Here is a 13,366-nt window from a genome sequence, read left to right on the forward strand (position 1 = left end):
AGCTCCCTTAGGACTTGCGGCGCAGCTGGTAGGCGGCACCGCCGGCGAAGAGCACCAGGCCCAGGGCGAGCAGGATGATCATGGTGCGCTCACCAGTGGCGGGGAGGCGGCCGAGAATGGTGTCGCGCACGTCGTTGACAGTGGCGGTGTAGACTGGGCGCCCAGCCTCGGTGGTAGTGGTCAGGTTGAGCGGGGTCGGATCCGGGTTAAGCAGGTAACCGCTGGGGGCCTGGGTTTCCACGGCGCAGTACTGCTTTTCCGGGTCGAACTGCAGCGCGTAGCCGGTGGCCGCGGCGGGAGCGACGGCGGAACCGCCCTCGGTTGTCAGCGCGGCGTCGGCCGCCGCGTTGCCCGCCTCGTTGGACCCGGTCAACGCGGTGGCGCCGTCCGCGACCGAGTAACTGCCGCCTTGGGCGGTGCACTCGTAGACCTGGAAGACGGCCCCCGCACCGGTGCGCTCGCCGTCCAGGTTTTCCCCGTTCACGGTCTTGGCCACCACAACGTTGACGTACTGGGTAGTCACCGTGTCGTCCGAGCCGTCCTCTTCGGTCTCCGGGGTGGTCGGCAGCGGGACCTGCGCGTTCGGGATGTAGACGTTAGCGATGTTCTCGAAGCGGCCGTTCGCCGGGATCTGCGTGACGGTGGCGTTGAACTCAACGGAAACCGTCAGGCCAGGGTTGCTGGCGCGCCATTCCGCGAGCTGTTGGCGGCCCGCCTCGGTGAAGTCAACGGTGAGGGTGTTGTTCCCCGCATCCCAGGTGAGGGTGTAGTGCTCCCCCTCGGTGACCGTCGCGCCGGCGGGGCCGCCCGTGATGGTCACGCGGGCCGGTGCCAGGGCGTTGTAGGTCAGGCCGGCCTGAAGCTGGTCGACGATGCGGAACTGGTTGATCGTGCGGGTGCCGTCGCGCAGGACGTCGCCGGCGGGGACGGGCGCCTTGATGGTGTACACGATGTCCTCGCCGACTGCGACGTCAGTGTCCTCCGCGGCCTTCGTGGGCTCCAGCTGCTGGTTCTTCGGCGCAATGGTGGGCCGGTAGTTGACCTGCCCCTCTTCGATCAGCGGCAGCGTGACCAGGAAGGGCGCGGCAACGGTGTAGTTGCCGTTCTGGACCTCGGTGACGCGGTACATGCCCACGGTGAGGTCCTCAAAGACGGCCTGGCCGTTCTCCCCGGTGGTTTCGGTCCAGGAGTCGCCGGTGACGGGAGCGTCGGCCGCACCGGCGGAGGCGATCGCGGAGGCCTCCTGCCAACCGGCCGCGGTGTTGAGGGGGTTGCTCAGCTGCACGCGCTCGACCACGAAGGAAGTGTCGGCCAAGGGCGCGGTGATCGCTCCGGCTTCGCCAAGACGCTTGTCGATGATCAGGGCAACGTCCGCGTTGAGGTTGATGCTCTGGGTGTTCTGCGGGGTTTGGGGCGGGGAGGGGTTGGTGTCCTGGGCGAAGGCCAGCGGGGTGGATGCGGCCACGGCGGCCGCGGCGGCGAGCGCCAGGGTCTTGCGGGAGAAGCGGGTCATGGTTTTTCCTTTTCTCGGAAAGTGGGAGGGGAAAGTCGGGGGCGGGGCTCACCACAACCCTTGTGTCACCTGGGGCGAAGCGAGCGTGTGCACGTTTATCTGTCGGGGGCACGTGGGCATGCGTTACGACGCCCCATACAGCCGCCGCAGGTAGCGGGAGAGCTTAGCGCTGCGCATGGGTACCTCCCTTCTCCTGCGCGGTCCCGGACTCGACGTCGGCGGCGTCGTCGCGGCGCAGGTAGCGCCAGGCACCGAACCCGAAGAGCAGCAGGCCGAGGGCCAGCAGCCAGGCGAGGCTCTGCATACCGGTGTCGGGCAGCAGGCCGCCGAGAACGCCGGTCAGGCGCAGCGCGCCGTAACTATCGGTGGCCACCACCGTCTGCCCGTTCGACAGCGCCGCAACCCCGACCTCGCCGAAGTAGGAGAACGTCTCATCCATCGGCTCGCCGGAAATGTCGACGCTGAACGCGCAGGTGTACGTAGCCCCCGGGGCGAGGATATCTGCAGGGCACACCTCGGCGGGGATAGCGCCGTCGGGGCCGATCACCGCGGAACCCGTCTGCGAGGTCACGGCGTAGCCCGCCAGGGAGGGATCCGCGATTGCGGAAAGTTGCGCGTCGAAAACTCCCGTGTTTTCCACGGTGTAGGTCACTTCGAAGCTGGTGGCATCGTCGGGCAGAATCGACCGGTCGGCCACCGCACCAGTGACGGCGCTCACCGGGGTTCCGGGGATGCGCTTGGTCACCTCGATACCGGGGAAGCTGTTGAGCACGGAGATCGACCAGCGGGAACCGGAGCGCGACGTGTCCTCCCCGCTCGTTGCTACCGGAGCGAACGCGACGCGCCGCTCGGTCGAGGCGCCGCCACCCGCAATCAAATCTCCCCTGGCTGTGACGCTGAGGGCGGGGTCGACACCCTGAACGCCGTCCTTGACCTCGGTGACAGTGCACCGCCGGTTAACGGGCACGTCCTTGATCACGTGGCTGCCGCCGGCTCGGAGTGTGAAGGTCTCCTCCCCTGCCCCGCAGGCGTGGCTGAAGGTGAACCGGTTGTTCTCGCTGCCGGCGCCGGCGGATTCTTTGGTAAACGTGACGTCGTAGGTCGCGCGCGGGTGGTAGAACTCGGCTCCCACGACGTACGTGGTCATGGTGCTAGGGGCGTCGCCGGGGACGGTGAAGGTGGTCTCGTAGTTCTTCTGCGGGGCGGCGGAGAGGGGGACCTCGGCAAGCGGGGTGGAAGAACCCGTGTATTCGGGCCCGTTCCAGGTGGCAAAGCGCATGCAGGGCCGCCTGTCGCCGCGGACCACCTCGACCTCGCCGCGCGCAGCGAGCGCGGGGCTGTTATCGAAGCTGATGGAGCATTCCATGCCGACGGGCAGAGCAACCGTCTCCTCGGCGAGTACCGCCCCGTCGCCGGTAGGCAGGCGCCCTTCGACGACGGAGGCGAGCGGGTAGGTGCGGCGCGTCTCCTCCGCGCCGCAGGTGATCGCCGCCGCGTAGCCTTCCGGCGCAGCGCCGACGAGGTAGCCCTCCTGGCGGAGGATAATGCCGACCGGGCTGGTGCGACGCTCGATGGCGTTGGTGAACTCCAGAACCGTCGGCTCCGCCTGACCGGGCTCGGGGGCGCGGCCCGTGGCGGTGGCGGGGTCCTTCGGAGTCGGGTCCGCGTTCGAGCCCGAGGTCACCGTCATCTCTAGCTCCTGCGGCAGCCCCGTCGCGGCGACCTCCTGGAAGGTGCACAGGGCACCTGCGGGGACGGAGGCGTGCGGGCTGGAGTACTCCCACTGGCCGTTAAAGTCCCCCGGCGCGAGCGCGGTGGGGATCACCGCGTCACCTGTGCCGACCGTGTCAGTCTGGTAGCCGATCGCTTCACAGCGCAGGGCGAAGCGGAAGCGGGTGTCGGCGTCAAGCAGGTCGAGGTCCTCCTCGTTGCCCGTGACCTTCTTGTCCAGCCTCACGGTGGAGTACTCGTAGTTGTAGTGGTTGGTCAGGGTGACGTGGTTTTCCTCCGCGCTGTCGACGGTGAGGATGGTCGGCGATTGCGTCGTGCCGCCGGCAAGTTCGGTGTCGCTCGCCACGTTGCCCCCGGCGCGGTCCACGACCCAGTCGACCTCCTCGGGCGCGAGGTACGCCTCGAGGATGCGCTGCCCCTCCTGCATGGTCAGGTGGAGGGAGCCGAAATTGTCGCCGCTGATGGCGCAGTCGGCGCCGACGGGCACGCCGTTAAAGGTGGTTGTTCCTTCGCCCTGGATGGACCGCGTTTGGGTGAACAGCGTGGCGGTGTCCCCGGTGAGGGGGTCGGCGCACACGATGTCAAAGCGGTGGTTATGGAGCTGTTCCTGCAGGTCCTGGCCTGAGGAGGCGTATTGTCCGCGGACGTCGCCGGGCAGCCGCGCGATCTTTTCCAGGGGGATGTCGGTGAGGCGGCGCGAGTAGATGTTTTCCAGCAGGATTTGGTCCTCGCCGGCCCGCGCGGTGAAGGAGATCGTGCTCGCCTCGACGGCGGTCGCGCCCTCGTCGGTGTTCAGGCCGATCCGCGTGGTCAGGGTGATGCCTGTCGCTGTAGTGGTAGGCCCCTCTAACCCGGTGCACTCTGCACCTTCCGGAATGCCGCCCTGGCTCAGCCGCTGGCCGTTGCTGATGGTCGTGGATATCCGCACCCCGTCGGTGCCGTCGGGGTTGGTGCACACGAGGGTAATGGGGAACTGGCGCTGCAGCTTGACCTGCTTGCGCTCGTCGGAGATGTACTGCTCAGTGGCCGGGTCGAACTCGACCACCTTCGTGGTCGTCACCGTCGACGGCTTGTAGCTGTAGACGGCCGAGACCCCCACGACAGTCTGCTGGCCAACGGTGAAGGGCACCCCCAGCTCGATAGCGCCCACACCTGTGGCGGCCAGGATGAGCTCGCGATCGATGGCGTAGGCGGTGCCGTTGAAGTTGGTGCGCTGCAGGTCGTCGGCCGGCTGCTCGGTGAGGACGCACTCGCTGCCGAGGGAGAGCTCCTCGGCGGGCACGTGGAAACTCTCCCCATTGTCGAGGGAAAAGGTGTACGTCCGGTCCTGGGGCAGCGGTACTTCCGGCGTAGCGGCGGCCCGGCACGTCAGGCTGTAGGAGATGCCTTCGGAGGGGATCAGCGCCGGCGCTCCGCCGAGGATCTGGGTGATGGTGACGCCGTCACCGGCCGGGGTGAAGGTGTTGGTCACGGTCACTGCCGTTTCCGGCCCCGCTACCCGCGTGCTCTGCTGGGCCACGTCGGTGGCCATGATGAGGGCGTCGCCGTATTGCGGCTGGTCTTCGGTGAACGTGCAGGTGTTGCCGTACGGAACGCCCATCGCGCCGGATTGGTCGTTGGCGAGGTCGTTCGACGCGCTCAGCGTAACGCGGCCCCCCGCACTGACTTCCGCGGAGCCTGTCAGCAGGACCACCTGCGAGCCGATATTGCGGGTCCCGCAGCTGAAGCGGATGGTGTAAGTGCTGGGCGCCGGGGTGCTGGCACTGTTGCGCACAACCTTGCCCACCGAGACGGTCCCGAGCTTGTAGTCGTAGGCGTTCACGACCGTGACCAGGTTGCGCTCGCCTTGCTGGCTCGGCCAGACCGTGAGCACGGGGGTCGTGCGCCCGTCTTCGTTGTCGACTTGCGTGGTCGCGTCGTTGGCGTCGTTGGCGCGTAGCACGGCGCCCACGAAGCGTGTGTTTTCGGTGTCCCCCGGTTGTTCCTCCCACAGGTTGCACGCGGAACCGACCGGGACCTGCGGAATCGTCGCGTCCGCCTCGCCTTGTCCAACATGCACAGTGCCCGCGATCTCCCTGCCCGTCGGCGCGGTGCAGCGGTAGTTCACGGTGAACGTTGCGCCCTCGAGGTCCGCGCTGGCTGCCGCGGGCCCTTCGACGAGCTTGCGCACGGACACGTCGCGAACCACGTACTCGTACTGCGTGCGAAAGTGCATTTCGCTTCTCGACGCTCCCCCGGCCGGCAGGGTGAAGTGGTACGCGTAGTTCGCGTTGGGGTCGACGGGCACGGTGGCGCCGTCGACAGTGACGGTGCGCCCGGCGAATCGGATCTGGTTGCGTTGGTCGCCCACCAGGTCTGTGCGAGGGCGCACGGTGCAGTCTTGGCCCACGGGTATGCCACTGACCTCGGTGCTGCCGTTGACCCGGGTGCCGGAGCGGGACATGGAGATGGTGGAGCGCCAGGGGGGAAGGTTGGTTGCGGCACACGTGATGTCGAACTCGTAGGAGTCCAGCTGGAAGCCGTCTTCGACCGGCTGCCCCAGGATTTCTTTGCTGATGACGAGGGTGCCGGTGCCGTACATGTACTGGTTGTAGGCGTGCGCGGCGTTGTTTTCCTGCAGCGTCACGGTGTAGGTTGCGCCGCCGCCGTTGGGCGTTTGCGCCGGGGCCGTCGGGGCCTGGTTCCACTGCAGGTCGAGGGTGGTGCCCGCGGGCGGCTGCGCCGAGGCCTGTTCCTCGCGCACGGTGCAGCTCGCGCCCCGCGGCAGGGTGGTCACGGTCCGGGCGGTGCCGCGTTCGATGTTTTCGGAGGCGGCAAGGCGGATCCCCGGGTACGCCTGGGAGACTCTAACTCCCCGGGACTCGATGTCGTTGCAGGTGTAGGAGATAGTGAACACGCGGCGCTGCAGGTCGGTGTAGTTTTCCGCGTTACCCGTCACCGTTTTCTGCAGCCTGAGGTTGGCGGGCTGGAAGCGCGTCCTCCACTGCACCGAGCACGAGGGCACGCGCCCAGTAGTGTCCGTCACCACGACCTCACTGCTGGTGCCGTCGGCGCTGTTGTTCACCCGGACCGGCATGTCGGTGGGCTCCGTTCCCGCGGCGAAGGTGCGCGTGATGGAGGTCGAGTTGGCGTCCGTCAGCGAGCACGTCCATGTGGGCTCGTAGCGCCTTGTTGCCATCCCGGCCTGCGCGCCCGTCGCCGTCGAGCGGTAGACGACGGAGCCGGCGTAGCCCTCGCCCGCGGTGCGGGCGCGGATGTACGCGCCGGTGGAGCCGGGTGTGGCGTCGATAGGCGTATCGGTCTGTCCTTGGCGGTTGAACACTTGGAACCCGCTGGCGTTAAACACGGTTGCTTGGCCCGTCTGGCGCTGCTCGAAGACCTGTGAGTCCACGGAGACCGGCGTGGCGGGCACGGAGGCTCGCGAGAGGTCGATGCCCAGGGCGAAGGCCTGAGGCACCGACGCGCTTCCCGCCAGCGCGACGCGCAGCGAGGTCGGGTTCTGCCGCTCGTATACCCATGTGCCTGGCCGCTCGGGCGGGTTGCCCACGATGGCGCCGGGGATGCGGCACACGAAGTCACGGAACTGGCTGGTGGCGTAGTACCACTGGATCGGGGAGTTGAACTGGCCTGGCCCGAACATGGTGTCTCGGTGCGGGGTAGCTGAGCTGCAGGCCTCCTGGTACCCGTTAGGGGTGATGCGGGAGTAGGGGCCGTTAGCTCCGCCGGTGGCCACCACGGAGATCATCTCGCCGACGGTCCCATTGCGGCGCGTCGACTCGGCGTCCGCGAACACCACGCGGAAGTCCTGCTGCACCCCGCCCCTGGTCAAGCTGATTTCTGTGATATCCAGCTCGATGTAGTCGGTCCCGCGCTTGCGGATGATCGGTGTCTTCGTGTCCCCGCCGTGAGGGGCGAAGACGCGCTGGCCGGCCGTGGTGTCCCCGAACGCCGAGTCCGAGCTCATGCGCGTACTGCCCGTGGCGAAGTCCCCGCCTGCGTCATCCGTGTTGGTCTGGGCGATCCTCATCGACAGCGTGTAGGGGCCGATCGTCTTGGTCACCAGCAACGGGTTACTCGCGCTCTGGGTCAATTCGGCCTGCGTAAAACTGATCCAGCACGTGTTGTTGGCGCGGGTGCGCGCTAGATCCCCGAGGCGAAACGAGCAGTCCGTGAAGTTCCAGTCCGAGGCGTTCGGCACCGTCGCCTGCGCCTGGGCGCGCGGGGCTGACAGCGGTATCGCCGCACACGTGAACGCGACGAGGAGGGCCGCCGCGAAGGCGGCGAACCTGCGCGCGCACGCAGTAAGACTCGCGGGGGCTGCTGTAAGCATAAGAACCGGGGGCCTCTCAGTGAACCGATGCCGGGAAACGTGTCGATCCGTACTGCCGAATACCTCCGGCCGTAGAAACAGGCAGCCTTAGAATCTTTGCGTATTATGCCAGCTCAATCCCGGCCTGGCAATATTAAGATTCAAGCGAGCTTCTAGCGCCCCGTAAACCGTGGTGCCCGCTTCTCTGCGCGCGCCCGCGCGGCCTCGGCAAGGTCCTGGGAGGTGAAGGGCGCCTCGGTGGCCTGCTCAAGCTCTTCCGGGCTGTGCAGGTCCGGCGCGAAGCGCATCTTGATGTTGCGCTGCGTCAGCGGCGCCTTCGCCGCCACGGTCTCGGCGAGGCGCACGGCGTCGTCGATGCTCTCGCCGGGGATGCCGTAGCCGCAGTCCACGGCCGCCGCCGCGTCGAGCGCCCCGCCGGTATACAGCATCACGCGGGCCCGCGACCCACCGACGAGGTCCGCGAGGCTGGTGACCACCCACTCGTTGACCCCGATGGCCATGTCGCCGACGGGGATGCGGAAAGACGCCGCACTGGAGACGACGCGCAGGTCGCACGCCATGGTGAGCATCATGCCGGCACCGATGGCGGGCCCGTTGACGTAGGCGACCACGGGTACGGGCAGGGCGCGCAGGGTGTGGATGAGCTCGTCGAAGGCCGGAAAGAAGCCGCCGCCGATTTTGTCCTCGCTCAGATCCGCGCCGGCGCTGAAGCAGGACCCGGCGCCGGTGAGCAGCACGGTGCGGGTGTCGGGGCCAAGCGCCCGCAGCGCACGGGTCAGCTCCGCCGCGAGGCTCACGCTGATGGCGTTGCGCTTTTCGTGCCGGGTGAGGGTGAGGACGGCGAGAGCGCCGCGTTGCTCGACGGAGACCAGCATCTAGTCGCCGATCTGGTCGCGCCCGCGCTTGACGATCAGCGGGTCGGGCTCACCGACAACATCGTGGTCCTTGTTCGTGTACTCGAACTTGCTCAGGATGTAGCGCATCGCGTTGATGCGGGCGCGCTTCTTGTCGTTGGATTTAATGGTGATCCACGGCGACTCGTCGGTGTCCGTGTAGCGGAACTGCTCCTCCTTGGCGCGGGTGTAGTCGTCCCACTTGTCCAGGGAGGCCAGGTCCATTGGGGAGAGCTTCCACTGGCGCACCGGGTCGACCTGGCGGATAGCAAAGCGCGTGCGCTGCTCCTTCTGGGTCACGGAGAACCAGAACTTGGTCAGGGAGATGCCGGAGCCGAGGATCATGTTCTCCAGCATGGGCACCTCGCGCAAAAACTCCGCGTGCTGCGATTCGGTGCAAAAGCCCATCACGCGCTCCACGCCGGAGCGGTTGTACCAGGAGCGGTCGAAGAAGACGATCTCTCCCCCCGCCGGGAAGTGCTCGATGTAGCGCTGGAAGTACCAGGAGGTGCTTTCGCGTGGCGACGGCTTTTCCAGCGCCACCGTCCGAGCCCCACGCGGGTTGAGGTGTTCGTTGAAACGCTTAATAGTGCCGCCCTTCCCGGCGGCGTCGCGGCCTTCAAAAATAATAATGTGGCGCTGGCCCGTTTCCTTGGTCCAGTTCTGCCACTTCAGCAGCTCAATCTGTAGGGCGCGCTTGACCTTCTCGTACTCGTCGCGCTTCAGGCGCTCGTCGTAGGGGTAGTTTTCGCGCCATGTTTCAATCGGGGTCCCGTCCGGCTGGAGGAGGACCGGGTCGTCCTCGTCCGAGTCGTCCACCCAGTAACCCTCGATCTCGGCGAGGTCAATCATCGGCATGTCGTCGTCAGTGTGGTCAGCCATAGGCGCCATCGTACCGGGGTTACCCCACCCCCGCGCGGCGAAAAACACATAAGCCTTACTGCATACATGCAGGGGTGGGCACGAAAAAACCCCGCCGCGAGGGCGGGGTTTCAGGTCAGGCAGAATGCCCGAGGGTACGTACTTAGAGGTACTTGTTCACCACGTCGAGGACGTTGCCGAGGTTGCCGGCGAGGCCAGCGAGGGACTTGATGAAGTTGAAGAACTCGCCGGTGATGGTGTTACCGGAGGAGAGAGCGGTCCAGTCGGTGATCGCCCGGTTAAAGTTCTCCAGGGACTCGGGGGTCGTCGGGGCTTCTTCAGAAGTGCCAGAGACGGAGAAGAAAGAGGACATGTGTTTTACCTTTCAGTGAAGCGGGTGGGAGGATTAGTCCTGACCGGGGACCGGGACGGTCGTGCGGTTAGTACCGAGGAGAGCGGAAGAAGTATCCGCAATGATGTCGTTGGGCTTAGCCCACTCGCCGATCTTGGCGAAAATGCCCGGGATCCCCTGCAGGAAGTCGACGAGGTTGCTGACGAACTTATCGAAGTCGCCGAGCTGGGTTGCAATGGTACCGAGGTCCATGTTTTTCCCCTTAGAAAGTTAGGTGCCAGTATGTGCCTGGCTTTGACAGTGTCTGACACCCGGCGGGCGTCACGGGGGATATATTGCCACAATGCCGGAGGGTGTCAACAGGTTCTGCAACGGTTTTTTCAAGGCGCTGCCATGCGGCCGTTACATGCTCGTGTTTGCATAGTGTTTAGATTTTTATCAAAAATCGTGCTACCTGCGCTTCTTCGTCCCTGGTGAATGAACTCTCCGTGAACGCGGGACGGGCACGTAACGGTGCCGAAGGGCGCGGCGATTAATGTCGGCCTTTCACGCCCTTTGCGGGCTTTGCTTTTCGCCCCCTTCCGGGGGTAGTACGCTTTTTCGGGGAGGCACGGGCCGTACCGCGCACGCGCACACTCCGGGTTCAATAAGGTGGGAAGGCGCCTCTTCCGTGCCCTGCAGACCCTCCGTAGGGTGCGTGTCAACATTGAACGCGTCAACATTCAAAGGAGAGCAATGACAACACGCAGCGAATGGACCCTGGTGGCCTCCGAGGACACCCCGGCCGCCCCGCGCGGGGCCGAGACCTACCACGTCCGCTACACCGCCGAGGGCGCCCGCGGGCCCGTGCCCATGACCGGTCTGGTCACCGTGCCCGTCGAGCGGCGCCCGGACGGGGCGATCTTCAGCTGGGCGCACGGGACCACCGGTATCTCCACCAACAGCGCCCCCTCGCGCCACGTCGCGGGCGACCGCATCGAGCGCTACATCACCCCGTGGACCGAGTTTTTGCAGCGCTGGGTGGACGAGGGCTACGTGGTCGCTCAGCCGGACTACGAGGGCCTTGGTGTCGAGGAGGTCGGCGCGACGTACATGCACCGGGCCTCGCTGGCCTCCTCCATCAACCGGCTCGTGGAGGAATCGCGCGTAAAGTTCGGCCGCGGCGAGAGCTGGCTCAACGTGGGCTTTAGCCAGGGCGGCTACGCCGCGCTCGCCGCGGCAGATAACCCGACTACCGGACTCGCCGCAACCATCTCGCTCGCCCCCGGCGATACCGAGCTGGTGAACAAGAACCTGCGGATCATGGGCGTGCGCCCCGTCGACGTCGCCCGCATGCTCAAGGGCACCGCGGTGCGCTTCTTCCCCATCGTCATCGCCGGCGCCCTCAACGCCTTTGACACCGTGCGCGCCGAGGACTTCCTCAGCGAGCGCGGCGCCGAGCTCGTGGACAAGGCCGAAAAGCTCACCCTGCCGGAACTGCGCGACGAGGTCGCCGACACGTCCGGCGGCGAGCTGTTCATCTCCAAGGCCAACACCAAGCCCATGCAGGACCTCCTGGACGAGCAGCGCCTGGAGCTCATGCACCCGCAGGGGCCGATCTTCATCCTCGCCGGAGACAAGGACGTGACCATCAACCGCGAATCGCTCAAGTCGGTGCTCAAGGTGTGGCAGGACAAGGGGGTCACCGCGGAGTACCGCGAGATCCCGGAGGTGACTCACAGCGACACCGTCCCCGCCAGCTTCGAGCTGCAAAAGGAGTGGCTGGCCGGCCTCTAGCCGCGCGAAAAGGGCGCCCCGGTTCTCCCCGGGGCGCCCTTGAGGCGTCGTTAAGCAGTGCTTTTTACATCATGCCCATGGACTCGGGGTCCATGCCCGCGCCCGCGGAGGCCGGCTCGGGCTTGTCCGCCACGACGGCCTCGGTGGTGAGGAAGAGCGCGGCGATGGAGGCCGCGTTCTGCAGCGCGGAGCGCGTGACCTTGGCCGGGTCGTTGATGCCCGCGGCCATCATGTCCACGTACTCGCCGGTCGCGGCATTGAGGCCCTGGCCGGTGGGCAGGTTGGCCACCTTGTCGGCCACCACGCCCGGCTCGAAGCCCGCGTTCAGCGCGATCTGCTTCAGCGGGGCGGACAGCGCCTCGCGGACGATCTTCACGCCGGTGGCCTCGTCGCCCGTCAGCCCGAGGTCGCCCTCGAGCTCGTTGGCGGCCTGCAGCAGGGCCACGCCACCGCCGGCGACGATGCCCTCCTCCACGGCAGCCTTGGCGTTGCGCACCGCGTCCTCGATGCGCAGCTTCTGCTCCTTGAGCTCGACCTCGGTGGCCGCGCCGACCTTGATCACGGCGACGCCGCCGGCGAGCTTGGCCAGGCGCTCCTGCAGCTTCTCGCGGTCGTAGTCGGAGTCGGAGTGCTCGATCTCGGCGCGGATCTGCTTCACGCGGCCGTCGATCTGCGCCTGGTCGCCGGCGCCCTGGACGATGGTGGTCTCATCCTTGGTCACCACAACCTTGCGGGCCTGGCCGAGCAGCTCGATGCCGGCGGTCTCCAGCGACAGGCCGACCTCCTCGGAGATGACCTGGCCGCCGGTGAGGATGGCCAGGTCCTGCAGCATGGCCTTGCGGCGGTCGCCGAAGCCCGGGGCCTTGACAGCAACGGACTTGAAGGTGCCGCGGATCTTGTTCACCACGAGGGTGGACAGGGCCTCGCCCTCGACGTCCTCGGCGATGATGAGCAGCGGCTTGCCGGACTGCATGACCTGCTCGAGCACCGGCACGAGCTCCTTGACGTTGGAGATCTTCGCGGAGACCAGCAGGATGTACGGGTCCTCCAGCACGGCCTCGCCGCGCTCCATGTCGGTGGCGAAGTAGGCGGAGATGAAGCCCTTGTCAAAGCGCATGCCCTCGGTGACCTCGAGGTCCACGCCGAAGGTGTTGGACTCCTCGACCGTGATCACGGACTCCTTGTTTACGGAGCCGTTGCCCACCGCGTACATCGCCTCGGCGATCTTGGCGCCGATCTCCGGGTCGGAGGCGGAAATGCCCGCGGTGGAGGCGATCTGCTCCTGCGTCTCCACCTCCTTGGCGGCAGACAGCAGGGCGGCGGAGACCTTTTCGGTGGCGGCCTGGATGCCGCGCTTGATGCCCATCGGGTTCGAGCCGGCCGCGACGTTGCGCAGGCCCTCGCGCACCAGCGCCTGGGCCAGCACGGTGGCGGTGGTGGTGCCGTCGCCCGCGACGTCGTCAGTCTTCTTGGCCACTTCCTTGACCAGCTCGGCGCCGATCTTCTCGTAGGGGTCCTCGAGCTCGATCTCCTTGGCGATGGTCACGCCGTCGTTGGTGATGGTGGGGGCGCCCCAGGACTTCTCCAGGACCACGTTGCGGCCCTTCGGGCCCAGGGTGACCTTCACTGCGTCCGCGAGGGTGTTCAGGCCGTTTTCGAGGCTGCGGCGCGCCTCCTCGTCGAATGCGATCATCTTTGCCATGTGAGTTTGTTGCTCCTCTTAGCTAGTGAGAGTTCTCGTTGAGCGACGACACTCCACCGCCCCCGGGCCTTGCGCTCCGCGGGGGCGATCGTCAGCGGCTAAGCAGGCGCCCGCGACGGCACGGCTGATGAGTGGCGTCAGCCTCACCCGCTTAAAGTATTCAGGTTTTAGCACTCTCGGGCAGCGAGTGCCAGCAAGTGCTAGGAAC

8 protein-coding genes are annotated in these 13,366 nt (G+C 66.7%); 1 reads left to right on the top strand and 7 read right to left on the bottom strand.

All coding sequences use genetic code 11. The annotated features are described in order from the left end of the window. Nucleotides 1-7: 7 nt before the first annotated feature. The 6 genes from CAURIS_RS09830 to CAURIS_RS09855 all read right to left on the bottom strand — a co-directional run bounded on the left by CAURIS_RS09830 (nt 8) and on the right by CAURIS_RS09855 (nt 9,932). Complete coding sequence (locus CAURIS_RS09830; RefSeq protein ID WP_290341875.1) at nt 8-1,513, bottom strand: SpaH/EbpB family LPXTG-anchored major pilin; 1,506 nt, start codon at nt 1,511-1,513, stop codon at nt 8-10. A gap of 163 nt (nt 1,514-1,676) precedes the next feature. Continuing rightward, nucleotides 1,677-7,574: a DUF5979 domain-containing protein gene (locus CAURIS_RS09835; RefSeq protein WP_290341876.1), complete on the bottom strand. Its 5,898-nt coding sequence runs from the start codon at nt 7,572-7,574 to the stop codon at nt 1,677-1,679. A gap of 152 nt (nt 7,575-7,726) precedes the next feature. Beyond that, nucleotides 7,727-8,449 carry an enoyl-CoA hydratase-related protein gene (locus CAURIS_RS09840; RefSeq protein WP_290341877.1) on the bottom strand — a complete coding sequence of 241 codons (723 nt, stop codon included), beginning with the start codon at nt 8,447-8,449 and terminating at the stop codon, nt 7,727-7,729. After that, nucleotides 8,450-9,349: a polyphosphate kinase 2 gene (gene ppk2, locus CAURIS_RS09845; protein ID WP_290341878.1), complete on the bottom strand. Its 900-nt coding sequence runs from the start codon at nt 9,347-9,349 to the stop codon at nt 8,450-8,452. 142 nt (nt 9,350-9,491) lie between these two features. Further along, complete coding sequence (locus CAURIS_RS09850) at nt 9,492-9,701, bottom strand: hypothetical protein (protein ID WP_290341879.1); 210 nt, start codon at nt 9,699-9,701, stop codon at nt 9,492-9,494. Nucleotides 9,702-9,734: 33 nt separating this feature from the next. After that, nucleotides 9,735-9,932, bottom strand: a complete 198-nt coding sequence (locus CAURIS_RS09855; RefSeq protein ID WP_290341880.1) for a PorH family porin — start codon at nt 9,930-9,932, stop codon at nt 9,735-9,737. A 483-nt stretch (nt 9,933-10,415) separates the two neighbouring features. Here CAURIS_RS09855 and CAURIS_RS09860 point away from each other — a divergent pair, with 483 nt between their 5' ends. Then, on the top strand, nt 10,416-11,456 hold the full coding sequence (locus CAURIS_RS09860; protein WP_290341882.1) for an alpha/beta hydrolase: 1,041 nt from the start codon (nt 10,416-10,418) through the stop codon (nt 11,454-11,456). Between the two features lie 64 nt (nt 11,457-11,520). Here the strand turns inward: CAURIS_RS09860 and groL are convergent, their stop codons facing one another. Then, nucleotides 11,521-13,158 (bottom strand): chaperonin GroEL, encoded by a 1,638-nt coding sequence (gene groL / locus CAURIS_RS09865; protein WP_290341883.1) that lies wholly within the window; start codon nt 13,156-13,158, stop codon nt 11,521-11,523. Nucleotides 13,159-13,366: the final 208 nt, after the last annotated feature.

Source organism: Corynebacterium auris, from assembly GCF_030408575.1.
GTDB classification, from domain to species: Bacteria; Actinomycetota; Actinomycetes; order Mycobacteriales; family Mycobacteriaceae; genus Corynebacterium; species Corynebacterium auris.